The following is a 14,903-nucleotide window of genomic DNA, read 5'->3' on the forward strand; positions in this document are numbered from 1 at the left end:
AATCCTCCCCCTTAATTTTCCACTGTTTCTGTTGTTTCTGTTGTTTCTGTTGTTTCTGTTGTTCCTGTTGTTTCTGTTGTTCCTGTTGTTCCTTCCGCTTCTGTCGTTCCCGTATTGGCATCATTCTCCGACTGTTGTTCCTTCACTTCAGCATTTAACGTAACAGATAATACATCGCCTTTTTTCAACACACTGTCTTTCTTTATACTTTGCTTAACCACAAAGCCAGAGCCCTCAGATTTAACGGTCAAACCTAATAGTTTACCAATCTTCATCACATCACGTTTAGACCATCCACTCATATCTGGCATTTTCACATTTTCAGAGAGTTGAATCATCACCTTCTCGTTCACGATCATTGAGGTTTCTGCTTCCGGGTATTGAGCAGTTACATTCTGACCTTCACCAAGAATGATTGGCGTAAAGCCTAACGCATTTAGCTGGTTTTCAACTTCAACAGACTTCATTCCAATAAAAGATGGAAGCAAAGAACTATCGTTTGCTGATTGACTCTTTTTCGTACTTTTTCCTTCTTCCGTCGGATCAATCTGCATATATTGCAGACTATTTTTCATAACGGTATTAAAAATCATCGATACTGGAACAGATCCCGCTTTCCCCTCTAATTTTGGCTGTTGAACCGCCACATAAACGATTAACTTAGGGTCATCTTTAGGGGCCATACCTAAAAATGAATAGATATGATTGTCATTACCCGATAGTATTTTACCCGAAGAGTACATTTGTGCGGTACCGGTTTTTCCAGCAACCTCATATCCTTCTAATTGATATGATTTACCTGTACCATTTTTACCGCTAACAACTGTCTCTAAAATATCCAACACTTCTTTTGACGTTTTTTCAGAAATTGGCTGTCCGACTACTTTTGGTTCCGTATCCTGTATTACTTTATTTTTGTCTGTATCAACAATTTTATCGATGACATAAGGCCTCATCATTTTACCATTGTTAGCTATAGCAGTTGCTGCTTGTATTTGTTGAATTGGTGTAACTCTTGAAGCTTGTCCAAAAGCCGTCGTTATTCGATCTCGATGAAACTTCAAGTTAAAATAACTATCCACTTCTCCTGGAAGATCTACCCCAGTTTTATTCATAAACCCGAATTTGTTGAAATATTGAATTAATCGATCTGTACCAAGTAACTGATCAGCCATAATCGAAATCGCCACATTTGATGATCGCTGAATCCCTTCATTAAAAGTAATTGGTCCCCAGCCAACTCTATTATGGTCATAAATATCCGGCCCATCTACTTGATAAGATCCTGATTGAAATGTAGCATTTCCATCATAAACGCCTTCTTCAATCGCTGCGGCAAGTGTAAAGATTTTCATCGTTGATCCTGGTTCAAAGGCCTCTGAAATGACATAATTATTGTATGTTGTTATATCCCTAATATTTGGATTAAAGCTTGGGCGTTGTCCCATCGCTAATATTTTTCCCGTTTTTGGATCTGCTACCACACCAATAACTTTCTCTGGTGAGTATTCTTTGACCACTTGATTCATAGCGTCTTCAAGAAAGGTTTGTATTTTTTGATCAATTGTTAAATACACGTCATTCCCATTTTTCGGGGCAACGATTTCATCATGACTATTCGGTAGCTTCCAGTTGTAATGATCTTTTTCAAACTTTACGAAGCCATCTTTTTCTTTAAGGTTTTTCTCAAGGGTTTTTTCGAGGCCCATCATCCCGACTGTTTCACCAATATCCTCTTGCTTTTGTGCATAACCAATCAGATGGGAGGCGAATACACCATTCGGATAAAATCGTTGTGTATCTCTTATAAACGTAATGCCCGGAAGCTCCAAGTTATCAATTTTTTCTTTTAAAGTTTGACTAATATCCCGACCTGCAGATCCGAACTCTACTTGATATGAATCTTTTGAAAGAATCTTTCTCACTTCACTTACTTCCATTTCAATTAACGGAGCCAGCAGTTTTGCAGTTTCCTCGACGTCAACTACATGCTGGGGATGTTTGGGATCAGTTGTAATCTGATCATCAAGAATTGCTACAAGCTTATAGGATGCTTTATCCTCAGCTAAAACTTTCCCTTTGCTATCGAGGATTGATCCTCGTGTAGCATCAATCGTTCGTTGACTTGCATATAGTTTCTCTGCTCTAGCTACAAGTGCTTCACCATGAACAGTACCTGTTGCTTGTATGTAAAAGAATCGTAAAAAAATCGTAAAAAAAATCAGTGCGAATAGTAAAGATAAAACGGCTGCTCCTCGGTTCATGTTCATATTTTTCTGCGTAAACTTCATAGCGACCTCCTTAATTAATACGAAAAAACATATGAGAGGTAAAGAAGTACTAGCTACAGTATTTCATTTAGCTTAGTCTACTCCTTCCCTTCATATGTCTCATTTTTGGATACTTTTCACATTATCTGGATCTAATGTCAATCCTAAGCTTTTTGCCTTTTCTAGCATTCGATCATACGTACTTAACTCTTCAACCTGTACTTGAAGGTCACTATTTAACTTTGTTTGTTTTTCAATTTTAGCTTCTGTTTTTTGAAATTCAATATTCGCTTGATAAACGGTGTAACTATTTGTCACAATTTTTACTGCACCTATGACAAATAAAGAAACAAATAATAAGATTAGGAGTTTTTCTCCAAGTGTTATCGAGGCCCTTCGCTTAATAATGATTGGTTCTTGCACAGGCATTTGTTGATGTTGCTTACCTTCTTGACGTTGTTGCTCTAATTTCATCGCTAAATTACTCATACATGCAACCTCCTTTATTTACTTGAATTTGGATTAAATTCTAGTGTATTTGATATTGGTTTAAAATCGAACACAAAAGCAGAGATTTAATATGCGAAGTCAGAGTGAAGAGCGTCGTAGTTTTTACGTTAGGTTTATTCGAGGCAGTTCCACTTTATATTTTTTCGGCAATTCGTAGCTTAGCTGATCTAGCACGATTATTCTCTTCTAATTCTTCTTCTGTTGGAACGATTGGCTTTCTATTTACAAGATTTATTTTAGGTTCGTATCCTTCTGGAAGAAAAGGCATGTTACGAGGAAGCTCCGGTGGTGTTGCAGCTTCTTTAAAAGCTGATTTACAAATCCGATCTTCAAGGGAGTGAAACGTAATGACACTTACTCTTCCCTTTGGATTTAGTAAGTCGATTGACTGTGCAATTGCTTCTTCAAAAACTTTCAACTCATCGTTAACAGCAATCCTAATCGCTTGGAAAATTCGTTTCGCAGGATGTCCACCTTTTCGGCGAGCTGGTGCTGGAATCGCTTCTTTAATAATCTCTACTAGTTCTCCAGTTGTGCGAATTGGATTATTTTCCCTGTGGGCTTCTATTTTTCGTGCGATTTGTTTTGAAAACTTCTCTTCACCATATTTAAAAAAGATTCTAACTAAATCTTCATAAGCCCATTCATTCACAACATGGTAAGCAGAAATAGCAGATTGCTGATCCATTCTCATATCTAGCGGTGCATCATGATGGTAGCTAAATCCGCGATCAGGTGTATCGATTTGCGGTGAAGATACGCCTAAGTCAAAAATAATGCCATCTACCTTTTCAACACCGTGTTCTGCTAGTTTTTCGGTAAGATAACGAAAATTGCTTTTTATAAAAGTTACCTGTCCATCGTAGCTTGATAATTTTTTTTTCGCATTTGCTAATGCAACATCATCTTGGTCAAATGCATACAGATGACCTTCTTTTGATAATTTAGATAGCAGATAGCTGCTGTGACCTGCTCCACCTAGTGTGCAATCTACGTATGTACCATCCTGTTTAACTTGTAGTCCATCGACTGTTTCTTTTAATAAAACCGTTGTATGTTCAAACATTGTTGTACCACCTTTTCAAATCATTTCACTTTAGCTTGTCCACTACTACTCATTTCTTTGCCTAAGTGAAGATTATAAATCAAAATCAATCATATTTTCTGCAATTTCTTCAAAAGAATCTTCCTGTTCAGCAACATAATTTTCCCAAATGGACTTACTCCATAGCTCAATTCGATTTGAAACGCCGATCACAACACATTCTTTTTCTAGTTTTGCATATTGTAATAAAGGAGTAGCGATATTGATACGACCTTGTTTATCTATTTCACATTCAGTCGCACCTGAAAAGAAGAATCGGGTGAATGCACGAGCATCTTTTTTCGTTAATGGGAGAGTTTTTAGTTTTTCCTCGATTATCTGCCATTCACTCATCGGATAACCGAACAAGCATTGGTCAAGGCCTCTTGTTAAAACGAATGCTTCCCCTAATCCATCTCTGAACTTAGCTGGGACAATCATTCTGCCTTTCAAATCGATCGTATGATGATATTCACCCATAAACATACTCGTTGCCCCACTTCCTTGCCCCTTCTCACCACTTTCCCCCACTTTTCTCCACAACTTTTATTTTACACTGTTTTTATAAAAAAAAAACCCTGTATTAACAGGATTTCCAAAAAACTTTTATTTAAATTTTGACAATTTTATGTTTATCATTAAAGGAATATGACAAGTTTAGCAATTCTTTTACAAAATCAGGTCCGAATTTATTTAAATAGTAATAAATATTCCAAATTCTCTCTTGTGGATTCAAGCTGGGAAGTAACGATAATTCAATAGATTTAAACTTTGAAATTTGTACTTCATACTGTAATTGTTTTCGCTTCTCGACACTTCGATTTAAAAAATCCAGTTGTTCTTGAATAAATACGCCATTTTTTTTCAGCATCGATTCTAAACTTTTATCAATCTTTAACGCTGCTTCAATCAGATTTTCGTGTATGTCTGAAACTTGTTTTTTCGCTTCTTCAACAAGCGGATTCATATCCACAGGAGATACACTTTTAAGAAAATCCGCAATCGATTTTTCTACCCCGTTATGTAAGACATCATCTAGAGATAAATCCGCTTCAGCAAGATTTCTTTCAATCGACCGTTCAAGTAATGTAATATTTAATCTTGGCAAAACCGGTGGCATTTTAATATCCATGATTGAAAACACTCTCTTTAACTCTGCCCAATAGGTAACCTCACCTGGACCAGCGATAAAGGCAAGTGTTGGAAATAAGTACTCCTGCATTAGTGGTCTAGTAACAACATTGTTACTGAGCTTTTGCGGGTACATCTCGATAACATCGTTTAGTTCCTCAATTGACAATGTTAAACCAATGTCTGAAATCATAAACTCTTCATCGCTTTTTCGCTCTAAAAGAAAACGCTCACCTTCATGATGATAAAAAAGATTTGCACTCTTTTCAGGCATTTCAATAATTGGTTGATAGTTTCTTGAACGCATTTCAATTTGCTGGGTTTTTACTGCATCATACAAGCTACTGTTTTGATCTAGTATTGATTGAAAGCAAGGCTTCTCAAACTGACGAAGTCCAGGGTCACCGGAATTAACTAGGACTAAACCTTCATTTTCGAAAAGAGTCATAATGACTTGTTCAAAGAATTCCACATATGTATCCGATTGATCCACACTGTTCGTTAGTTGTTCTAAAAGCTCGTTTGAATAATCCGTTTCACCAAAGCTTTCAAAAACTTGTTCAATCCAATCTAGCGTTTTTTGTTGATTTAACGGAAGATCAGATACTGACTGTTTTTTGATTGGCGAATCTTTAATTGCTAATTTTTTTAGTATTTTATCCTTTGATGTAAATACATGGTTAATTTCCGCAAAATCATGATCCTCACCAGCTATCCAAAAAACCGGAATAACCGGAATACCTAATGCTTCTTCTTCATTTCTTGCCAATACAATAATCGAAATAATTTTATGTATCGTATACAAAGGACCAGTTAACAGCCCAGCTTGTTGGCCCCCAATGACGACAACACTGTCAGGATGTTTTAGTCTCTCAATGTTTTCTAACGTTTTCTCATTGTTCTCTGAAAATCGTTTTGCATATTCTTTCAAATAGGCAGATAACTCTTCACGCTTAAAGGAACGATTTTTTAAATCCACAACTCTCTTTTGAAAAACCTCTTTTGAATGAATATTATAATCAAAAAACATTTCATGTTTTAACTTTTGTTTAGTAAGGTCATTCATAAATTGATTTGAAGATCGCAGGGAGAGTTCAAGAATCTCCATATATTTAACTCCCTTTCTTGATTTAAGTCATATAAAGTGATACTACTTATTGTGTCCACCGTTTTTGGAAAACTGCCTGCAAAAATTAAGGTAAATCTTCGCTATATGAGCAGTTTCCAAAAGTAAAAATTTATTCGACGCTCATTTAGCTAGACCCATCTTGGCTCTAACTGGAGGTTATCTCATCCTCTTTTGATTCATTGAAAGCTGAGAGCCGGATTTCATTACCTGTTATTACAAAATAAATACAAACTAAAGATACCAAGAATGAGTATAGCACTTATAAGTCTGAAACAAAAAAACTTTGCTTCACCCTTGACATTTTGTATACGTTTAGTTTCGTTCTAGCATTTTCGAAAAGCGGAATATCATTTCAACATGTAACTCCAAGCGAAGCCATTAGCATGATTTTTCAGTCTTTTAGATAACCCCAAAGAACTTAGCTCAGATTCATATGTATTAAGGTAAAATGTTTTTTGCTGTTCATAAAATTTCCACTTATGTACATTATCTTCATGTGTTTTTAAACATACCTACTATGATTCCGAAAACCGTTAAAATAAAATAACTTGCAAAATAGAATAAAAATGACAACCACCATACCTTTTTCGATGGTTCTTTTGATCTTCTGTATTCAACAAAATAGACAATAATCATTAACATGATCAATCCTAAAATACTAAAAATAAGAAATGATTGCTCAAAAATGAAATTAAGATGAAAATGAACTGATATAATGAAGAAAAATGTGGATATATCAATTGCTATTAAAAAAGACTTCTTTTTATTTTTGACAAATAACCGTAAGATTACTAAAAAAACATCAATCCTAACAAGGGTAGAGTAAAAACGAACGAGATCATCCATGCAATGATATCAACCATCCCGCTCCCCTTTACGTACCTCAATTCCTTTTATTGAATGATACAAAAAAGTTATATGCGGCATTGCTAAATTACGATTTTTTGCTTGATGTAGGCAGTAGCCTAAGATTGCATCTATTTCCGTTTGGTTTCCTTTCTGTATGTCTTTATACATCGAAGATTCATTTTGCGCGGTGTTTTTACAAATATTTTGCACATAATCCCATAATTGTCGTTCATTTTGTAGGCCCAATACATTTATTACCTCGGTAAAAAGTTCATACAGCAGCACATTAAAATGTTCGTTTTCGATTAATTCTCCGTTTTTTACCTTTAATATTGTCGTTAATGGATTTATTGTAGCATTCGCAATTAATTTTTCATTGAGCATTTTTTGCCAATCTTCTTTCAATTCTATAGGAAAACACGGATGTTTTTCAACTAACAGCTGTTCAATCCATGTATTATCGCTGTTCTTACTATTATAGTAAGAAAGCTTCGTCCTACCTATGCCGGTGTGTTCGACAGTATGAACATCAATTCGAAGTGCGCCATGTTCTACAATTCCTAATACAATTTTATGATGAGATAATAATGACAAAAATGGCAAATGCCCCATTCCATTTTGCAGGAACAAAACGGTTCGAGAAGAAAGTTTTTTTAACACCTCAATAATTGGCTCTATATCGTATTGCTTAACCGAAATAATAAGGAGTTGTTCTTGATAATTTCTTTCATATTCCGCATGAACCTTTGTTAGAGATTGAGTGCCATCTTTAATAACTGTTATGCCTTCTTCGTTAATGATATCAGCCTGTTCCTTTCGATTTGTATAAAGTGTAACGGTATAATTTTTTGAAAGATAGAAACTGTATAGAAGACCTATTGAACCAGCACCTATGATTCCAATTTCCATGAGCATCACCTTCCATTCACTTGCATGATACGCCATATTGTAAAATTTCCATGAGCAGGAGTTACTCCCCATTAAGAATGGGCTTTTCGAAATGTTTATGACTTATTTTAACAGGTACATCATATCAAATGAAGCGCCGTCTACACTAGACTTTTGCCTACTTTTCAAAAAAAGGGTTATGATTTATCAAACAGAAAAAATGTAAGCGCATAGCATTTTACATTACTTTCATCCAGTTCCCATGCTATAATCATAGTATCGTTATTTCCGCTCCAATCAAAATATTCCTTAAGCTAAAACGAATTATTTGTATCAGGGGGGATTAGCTTTGTTAAAAGTTGAAAGATTATTAGTGAATTATAAAACATTAGAAGAATTTAAGAAGTTTAGAGAATATGGTATACAAGAGCTATCAATGCTTGAGGATTTTCAATCGAACATGATTGAAAACAATAGTGATTCTCCATTCTATGGCATTTATTATGGTGACAAGCTAGTAGCACGAATGAGCCTATATCGTGTCGATAAAAGATTTGATCAATACTTCACGCCTAAGCAGGACTATTTAGAGTTATGGAAACTCGAAGTTTTATCCGATTACCAAGGGAAGGGCTACGGTAAGACACTTGTAGAGTTTGCGAAATCGTTTCGTTTGCCAATTAAAACAAACCCACGTGTGAAATCAGGTGATTTTTGGTCTAAGATGAAGTTTGAGTTAGTTAAATACGATATGGACCGTGATAAAGGAGAAAATCCATTAGTTTGGCATCCCTCTGGTACAAGTAATCAGTCTTAATTGAAAAGTGACCTAATTGCACCTTGTCTAATTTATGGAAAATAAGCAGCACCCTAATCGAAGGTACTAATTAGGGTGCTGCTCTCTGATATAAATTCGAATAATGGCTCTACATGCTCATCCTACGCGATTTGGGGTAACAATTAATCTCTCAAATCAATGCCTTCCATAGCCTTTTCGGACCGTTTATCTTGAATACGTTTTCTACAATTTCCCTCGTAGACATGGAAATTACCACATAGTCAATATTAATCGACGATGAAGCGAGACTTCCATCAGTTGGGTTTTCCTCCTGTTGAGAATGAGATAAATATCAAGACAGATCTTCGTTTACTAACCAGACCTATTCACTACTTTTCCACCTTTTCTAAATTCCCATTTTTACCTACTTGGAATTTCACCTTCCTATTTCTTTCATCCTCTTGTATTAATATCATTTTTCTAGCCCGATCCATCATTTCAATTAAAGCATGGTAATCATCTTCAATCACTTCCAAGTTCCTAGAAAGTGTTACCTTTTCTTGTCGGAGGATAATGATTGTATTTTCTAGCTCACTAATTTTGTCTTTTAACTGTTTATTTTCTTGCTGAACCTCTAGTATTGGAGGTGCCTCTTCATATTGTTGAAGAAAAGATATAAGATCTTTTATCGTATTTTTTGAATGGATACTTGGTTGCTCTACTTCCTCGTGAACATTAAATTCTTTTTCTAATTCTTTCTCTAATTCCGGCTGCTGAGGAAGTGTTCTAAGCTCTTTTCTTTGTTTTTTCGCGACTTCAATACCAGTTTTATATTGTTTACGAACATAAGAATTCCATCTAAACCCACAAGCAGCAGCTGTTCTTGATAACTTTCTCCCTACTTCTTCAAAGGCTGCAAGTTGAGTTGTCCCTTCACGTATATGCCTAAGAACAACTTCTGCTAATAATAAATCCTCATCATTTGTCCAAGCATCTTGACGCGTAGTAGTCATCTATAATCCCTCCAGTAGTCACTTTTTTCTATACATATGCAACTAGTAGAAAAGATAGACTAAATACAATCTATTACGTACCAGAAAAAGATCTACACTTTATTCTGCTTAGGGCAATTAAGTCATTTTATAATAGAATGTATCCATCGTCTATCATGACGAAAAGGTCAATTTTTTTTTACAAAGCTAAAATTTAGATCTAACTAGCCTTAAGATAATCTATGCATTTGGATAAACCGTATATTCATAACTCGTTTCGTGATCCGTATATCACAGGTAGTCGAAATTTCCCAACCGCTACTCAAAGTAAATCCATTTATCAGAGCAAGGATAATGTCTGTGCTCTCTGCTTATCTTTTGACCTATGTTGTTTTTGGCAAGAACAAAAGCACAAGCACCTTGACCATCCTCAGGCGTAGCTTATGACCCCGAGGGGCTAGGCGCTGGATGTCGTGTGCTTATCTACAGTACAAGAATTTTATAGTTTCCTACAACAAAATAAAAGCGTGAGGATCAATTGATCCTCACGCTTTCTTTGTTGTTGTTGTAATTAATTATTTACTTACAACATCTCTGCCTTTGTATGTTCCACAAGCTTTACATACACGGTGAGCAAGTTTGCTTTCACCGCAGCTTGGGCATTCTACCATACCAGGTACTTGTAATTTAAAATGCGTACGACGTAGTCTTTTTCTTGTTTTAGAAGTTCTTCTAAAAGGTACAGCCATTATTCCCACCTCCTTAAAGAGCATTACATTGTGAATTGAATCCGGATAAACCGGTTTCTTTTGTGTATCAAGCTAAATAAATTAACTTTCTTCGTTTTCGAAAAATTTCGCTAGTCCTGCCAATCGTGGATCAACCTTGTTCTTCTGGTCATCTTCAGTGATAACCTCCCAGTCATTACCAGATTGTGGAGCAGCTCCTTCTTCATTTTTTACATCATCACAGAATACCTGCATCGGAATTTCTAATAGAATGATTTCCATAATAATTGGTGTTAAATCAACTATATCACCATCTATAAGATTATAATCATCTTCCGTATCATAAGCTGCTGGTTTAAGTAAAAATGTTTCTGTTGTATCAATTGAAAATGGATATTGAACATCCACTAATGTTCGAGAACATGGTAGAACCATTGAACCGGAAATTGATAAATGGAATGTAACTTTTGTTGAACTAATATCAGCTCTTCCACTAACGTAAACTTTCGAAATGTCACGAATGTCTTGATGACTTGTGACAAGTTCACTTAAATCGATTTCTTCTTCAATCTTCAATCCCTTGCTTTGCAATTGATGTAGTTGACTAATTGTCCATTTCAACATGTCTCACCTCGGAGGCAACAAAGGTAATTATAGCCTTCGCAATAATATTTGTCAATATTTTTTCTTTACAGACTTAGTATACTTGATTATCGCTTTTTTACACAACATCTATCCCATTTTAACGAGCGGTTACATCACACTTTATGGGATTTTCACGATGCCATTCCGTAAAGAGCAATCCTTATTTTAATCATCAAAATGCTTCTTTGCAAGGTTTTTTGCACTATTTTATAAAAATAGGCTAATTTTTTTATGATTCAATCCTAAGTAATGTTTATAGATTGATGCGTATACCCTATAATGATAGCAACATCTTAATAAGAAACATGGTGATAATTTGAACGCTCTAGGTCTTGTAGTCGAATATAATCCATTTCATAATGGACACTTTTATCATTTAGCTGAATCTAAAAAAGAAACAAATGCCGATGTAGTGATTGCTGTCATGAGTGGCAACTTTCTGCAAAGAGGTGAGCCTGCCCTTATTTCAAAATGGGAACGAACAAAAATGGCATTACATTGTGGTATTGATTTAGTTATCGAATTGCCCTATGCTTTTGCTACACAAAAAGCAAATACATTTGCAAACGGGGCAGTTTCCATATTAGAGGCATTAAAATGTCAGTCATTATGCTTTGGTAGTGAATTAGGAGAAATCTCTTCATTCCTAGGTGCAAATGAATTTCTACATAAATCCAAACAGCAATATGATGAACTGATAAAAAAACAGATAAAAACAGGTGTAAGCTATCCAACAGCATTAACCAATGCTTTTCAAGAGTTAACAAATGGAAAGGAAATTCTAGATTTATCATTACCAAATAATATTCTTGGTTTTCATTATGTAAAATCCATTCGTGAACAACAAGCACAAATGAAACCATTTACAATCCAACGTACGTCTGCAGGGTATCACGAGCAAAACTTTGTCTCTCCTACGATTGCCAGTGCTACTAGTATTCGAAAATCAATTTTTTCAAATGAAGGAGATATTACAAATTATGTCCCGAGTGTGACTTTTCAAATCCTAAATGAATATAAAATGGAAAAAGGACTGTTACACAATTGGGAGCAGTATTTTCACTTGTTAAAGTACTCTATTATGACGATGACTGAAGAAGATTTGCTCACGATTTACGAGGTTGAGGAAGGTTTAGAAAACAGAATTAAAAAAAACATCTTACATGCTCAGAGCTTTCAAGATTTTATGGAAAGAATCAAAACGAAACGTTATACGTGGACAAGACTTCAGAGATTATGCACGCATATATTAACGAAAACAACGAAACAGCAAATGAGTTTTATAAATGATAGCCAAACAGCCCCATATATTAGATTATTAGGCATGTCTTCAAAAGGACAAGAATATTTACGTTCAATCAAAAAGCAAATAGAACTTCCGATAATTTCCAAACTTGCAACCTTCAGGCACCCTTTGTTAGAGTTAGATATTAAAGCTACTAACACCTATAATATGATTTTTGAAGAGCCGCTTCGTTCAAAGCTTTTAAAAGCTGAATATGCAACACCCCCGATTAGGCTTTAATATGCGATTCCAAACAGCGGGGGTTTCATTATCCCCTTCTGATAGGTAGCTAGACTTACCAGATCATTTACGTACAGTTATCCCCCACCATCACTCAAGAGTAAATGTGGGGGACTTACATTTACGTTGGGATGAATAACAGAAACAACTTCTACCTTTTAGGTAAGTAAATAAAGGAGGAAGTGGTTAAACCGGATACAAAGACTTATCCTTTCTCTTTAAGATTCATTAAATAATTCACAGCATCATCAAATGAATCGATCGGTATAATCTGCATATCAGTTTTTATTTTTTCCCCAACCTTTATTGCTTCATTGTAGTTTGAAGTCAATTGGTCATTTTCATTTGGTGCAAAGAAGATATCCATTCCTGCCTTATCTGCTGCAACAATCTTTTGAGAAATCCCTCCAATCGGTCCAACTTCTCCTGATTGATTAATTGTGCCTGTTCCTGCAATTGAATAGCCTTTTGTTAAATCTCCTTCTGTAAGCTGACCATAAATTTCAAGAGACATCATTAAACCAGCTGAAGGACCTCCTATATCCTCTGTATCTAAGTTAATGTCAGGTTCTACAATTAATTCTCGATCAGTAGTCAGCGATATACCGATACCAACTTTAGCTGGATCGTCAATAAAGGCTGTTAACTTTAGGCTACCTTGCTTTTGTTTGCCTTCTCTTTCAAAGGAGATTGTTATTTCTTCTCCTTCTTTCTTTTGACCAACGAAATCAATAAACTCTTCTGCGGTTTGAAATTCGATATCATCAACTTTATAAATACGATCGCCAACCTTTAAAACCTCCATTGCTGGCATGTCTTTTACAATTCCATCAACATATATCCCATGAAAAAGATAATCGACGCGTTTATTTGCTTTCTGATACGCAACGGTTATAGCCGATTCCTGTGAAGCCTCCATCATATGTAATTGTCTTTTAAAATATTCTTCATCCGTTTCTTCTTCTCTTCTTATCTCCTCAAGAGGTTGAATGTAATAAAAATCATGTAGTTTCGCCCACATATATGTTAATGGATTTGCTCTTCCAAACCGAATCGTTGTTAAGGAAAAGCTTCCCTCCTCATCGTTGAACCCATTTTCAACCTCAATAATCGGCTCAAGCTCTGATGTCATTCCTGGTTGTGTCACATAAAAAGGAAGTTTGATAAAGGATAAAATTAGTACAATCACGACTAACAAAATAATCGTCCGTAAAAATGTCTTACCTTTCAAGTTCGTTTGTCTCCTTCCACTTTGCAATCATTGTCTGTATTTTCACAACATGCTTCAAGGTTTCCTGTTCACCAATATCAATTATCTCCTTAATATTAGTAAAAGCTCGGGAACTATACTGCTCAACATGCGGACGAATCATAACATCTGAAGCAATTTCTCGATGATGAACTAGCTCATCTTGCATAATATCGAGACTTTGCATAATCACATCATAGATAGATGTAATATCTTCATTACGCTTAACATGAGAAACATCAACTGCAATGACAATATCCGCCCCCATCTCCTTAACAACCGATACAGGGACTCTATCAATAACACCACCATCAACTAATAATTTCCCGTCTATCTTTTCTGGAACAAAGATACCAGGGATGGAAATACTCGCCTTCACCGCATCAGCTACTGGACCTTCTTTGAAAATAACCTTTTTTCCCTCATTTAAATCTGTTGCGACAACAGCAACTGGTATGTCTAATTCTTCAAACGTTTTTCTATGTGTAAATAATCGAATTAGTTCCTTTAGTCGATTACCTGAAATAAATCCCATTTTAGGAACAGTAAAATCTAAATAGTACTTTCTTTTAAAGGCTAATGCAAATTGAACCATCCTCTCAATGCTTAATCCTGATGCATAAAAACAACCAACAAGCGCTCCCATACTGCTACCCGCGATGAAATCAATCGGAATCCCTTCGTCACGTAATACCTTTAATACCCCCAAGTGAGCAAATCCTCTTGCACCACCTGATCCAAGCGCAAGTCCGATTTTCGGCTCCTTAGTCAAGATGATCCCTCCTTTTACTAAGCATCTCTCTATTTGAAAAATTTTAAAAATGAATGAATCAGCCAATTCATCAGCTACTTCACATAATTTATTCAATTAAATCATAGGTATATGTCATTCTTATGGTCTAAATCGCCCACCTATTCTCGTATATTAAACTATTAAGGTTTGTACATCAAAAACGGATGCACCACGAACAAAAGCGCAAGCACCTTGATCAGCCTCAGGCATATCATAAGACGCTTTTGAATAGAAGGTGTTTTTCGCCTTCAATTCAAAAGCGGCTGTAGACCCAAGAGGGGCCGGACGCTTGCGCTGGATGTCGTGTGCTTATCCACAGTACAAGAATTTTA

Annotated in this window: 14 protein-coding genes; 2 read left to right on the forward strand and 12 right to left on the reverse strand. The window is 35.6% G+C overall.

The window, feature by feature from the left end; translation table 11 throughout:
- Window positions 1-11: 11 nt before the first annotated feature.
- From K9V48_RS00235 to K9V48_RS00265, 7 genes are all read right to left on the reverse strand, one after another.
- Window positions 12-2,291 carry a penicillin-binding transpeptidase domain-containing protein gene (locus tag K9V48_RS00235; protein WP_308012487.1) on the reverse strand — a complete coding sequence of 760 codons (2,280 nt, stop codon included), beginning with the start codon at window positions 2,289-2,291 and terminating at the stop codon, window positions 12-14.
- A 99-nt stretch (window positions 2,292-2,390) separates the two neighbouring features.
- Complete coding sequence (gene ftsL / locus K9V48_RS00240; RefSeq protein ID WP_224135766.1) at window positions 2,391-2,759, reverse strand: cell division protein FtsL; 369 nt, start codon at window positions 2,757-2,759, stop codon at window positions 2,391-2,393.
- Window positions 2,760-2,913: 154 nt separating this feature from the next.
- Window positions 2,914-3,846 carry a 16S rRNA (cytosine(1402)-N(4))-methyltransferase RsmH gene (gene rsmH / locus K9V48_RS00245; RefSeq protein WP_224135768.1) on the reverse strand — a complete coding sequence of 311 codons (933 nt, stop codon included), beginning with the start codon at window positions 3,844-3,846 and terminating at the stop codon, window positions 2,914-2,916.
- Window positions 3,847-3,918: 72 nt separating this feature from the next.
- Window positions 3,919-4,350, reverse strand: a complete 432-nt coding sequence (gene mraZ / locus K9V48_RS00250) for a division/cell wall cluster transcriptional repressor MraZ (protein ID WP_111615444.1) — start codon at window positions 4,348-4,350, stop codon at window positions 3,919-3,921.
- 124 nt (window positions 4,351-4,474) lie between these two features.
- A complete protein-coding gene (gene bshC, locus K9V48_RS00255; protein ID WP_224135770.1) occupies window positions 4,475-6,103 on the reverse strand; it encodes a bacillithiol biosynthesis cysteine-adding enzyme BshC in 1,629 nt (542 codons plus the stop codon).
- 513 nt (window positions 6,104-6,616) lie between these two features.
- Window positions 6,617-6,970, reverse strand: a complete 354-nt coding sequence (locus tag K9V48_RS00260) for a DUF3397 family protein (RefSeq protein ID WP_224135771.1) — start codon at window positions 6,968-6,970, stop codon at window positions 6,617-6,619.
- Between the two features lie 9 nt (window positions 6,971-6,979).
- A complete protein-coding gene (locus tag K9V48_RS00265) occupies window positions 6,980-7,882 on the reverse strand; it encodes a 2-dehydropantoate 2-reductase (RefSeq protein WP_224135773.1) in 903 nt (300 codons plus the stop codon).
- A gap of 328 nt (window positions 7,883-8,210) precedes the next feature.
- Here K9V48_RS00265 and K9V48_RS00270 point away from each other — a divergent pair, with 328 nt between their 5' ends.
- A complete protein-coding gene (locus K9V48_RS00270; protein ID WP_224135775.1) occupies window positions 8,211-8,678 on the forward strand; it encodes an N-acetyltransferase in 468 nt (155 codons plus the stop codon).
- 350 nt (window positions 8,679-9,028) lie between these two features.
- On the opposite strand, the gene K9V48_RS00275 is transcribed toward K9V48_RS00270, so the two are convergent.
- From K9V48_RS00275 to K9V48_RS00285, 3 genes are all read right to left on the reverse strand, one after another.
- Entirely contained in the window at window positions 9,029-9,652 is a 624-nt protein-coding gene (locus K9V48_RS00275; protein ID WP_224135776.1) for an RsfA family transcriptional regulator, read from the reverse strand.
- Window positions 9,653-10,206: 554 nt separating this feature from the next.
- Window positions 10,207-10,380 (reverse strand): 50S ribosomal protein L32, encoded by a 174-nt coding sequence (gene rpmF / locus K9V48_RS00280; protein WP_066335963.1) that lies wholly within the window; start codon window positions 10,378-10,380, stop codon window positions 10,207-10,209.
- 81 nt (window positions 10,381-10,461) lie between these two features.
- A complete protein-coding gene (locus K9V48_RS00285; RefSeq protein ID WP_224136093.1) occupies window positions 10,462-10,980 on the reverse strand; it encodes a YceD family protein in 519 nt (172 codons plus the stop codon).
- 340 nt (window positions 10,981-11,320) lie between these two features.
- Here K9V48_RS00285 and K9V48_RS00290 point away from each other — a divergent pair, with 340 nt between their 5' ends.
- Window positions 11,321-12,529: a nucleotidyltransferase gene (locus tag K9V48_RS00290; protein WP_224135786.1), complete on the forward strand. Its 1,209-nt coding sequence runs from the start codon at window positions 11,321-11,323 to the stop codon at window positions 12,527-12,529.
- Window positions 12,530-12,734: 205 nt separating this feature from the next.
- Here the strand turns inward: K9V48_RS00290 and K9V48_RS00295 are convergent, their stop codons facing one another.
- Window positions 12,735-13,760 carry a SepM family pheromone-processing serine protease gene (locus K9V48_RS00295; protein WP_224135788.1) on the reverse strand — a complete coding sequence of 342 codons (1,026 nt, stop codon included), beginning with the start codon at window positions 13,758-13,760 and terminating at the stop codon, window positions 12,735-12,737.
- Window positions 13,750-14,550: a patatin-like phospholipase family protein gene (locus K9V48_RS00300; protein ID WP_263432675.1), complete on the reverse strand. Its 801-nt coding sequence runs from the start codon at window positions 14,548-14,550 to the stop codon at window positions 13,750-13,752. The genes K9V48_RS00295 and K9V48_RS00300 overlap by 11 nt, the downstream gene beginning before the upstream one ends.
- Between the last annotated feature and the right edge of the window lie 353 nt (window positions 14,551-14,903).

It is taken from the genome of Metabacillus rhizolycopersici (assembly GCF_020075705.1).

What these genes read in the sequence shown, in the direction of transcription:
- K9V48_RS00235 (WP_308012487.1), bottom strand. Translation starts at nt 2,291, where the DNA reads ATGAAGTTTACGCAGAAAAATATGAACATGAACCGAGGAGCAGCCGTT.
- ftsL (WP_224135766.1), bottom strand. Translation starts at nt 2,759, where the DNA reads ATGAGTAATTTAGCGATGAAATTAGAGCAACAACGTCAAGAAGGTAAG.
- rsmH (WP_224135768.1), bottom strand. Translation starts at nt 3,846, where the DNA reads ATGTTTGAACATACAACGGTTTTATTAAAAGAAACAGTCGATGGACTA.
- mraZ (WP_111615444.1), bottom strand. Translation starts at nt 4,350, where the DNA reads ATGTTTATGGGTGAATATCATCATACGATCGATTTGAAAGGCAGAATG.
- bshC (WP_224135770.1), bottom strand. Translation starts at nt 6,103, where the DNA reads ATGGAGATTCTTGAACTCTCCCTGCGATCTTCAAATCAATTTATGAAT.
- K9V48_RS00260 (WP_224135771.1), bottom strand. Translation starts at nt 6,970, where the DNA reads ATGGATGATCTCGTTCGTTTTTACTCTACCCTTGTTAGGATTGATGTT.
- K9V48_RS00265 (WP_224135773.1), bottom strand. Translation starts at nt 7,882, where the DNA reads ATGGAAATTGGAATCATAGGTGCTGGTTCAATAGGTCTTCTATACAGT.
- K9V48_RS00275 (WP_224135776.1), bottom strand. Translation starts at nt 9,652, where the DNA reads ATGACTACTACGCGTCAAGATGCTTGGACAAATGATGAGGATTTATTA.
- rpmF (WP_066335963.1), bottom strand. Translation starts at nt 10,380, where the DNA reads ATGGCTGTACCTTTTAGAAGAACTTCTAAAACAAGAAAAAGACTACGT.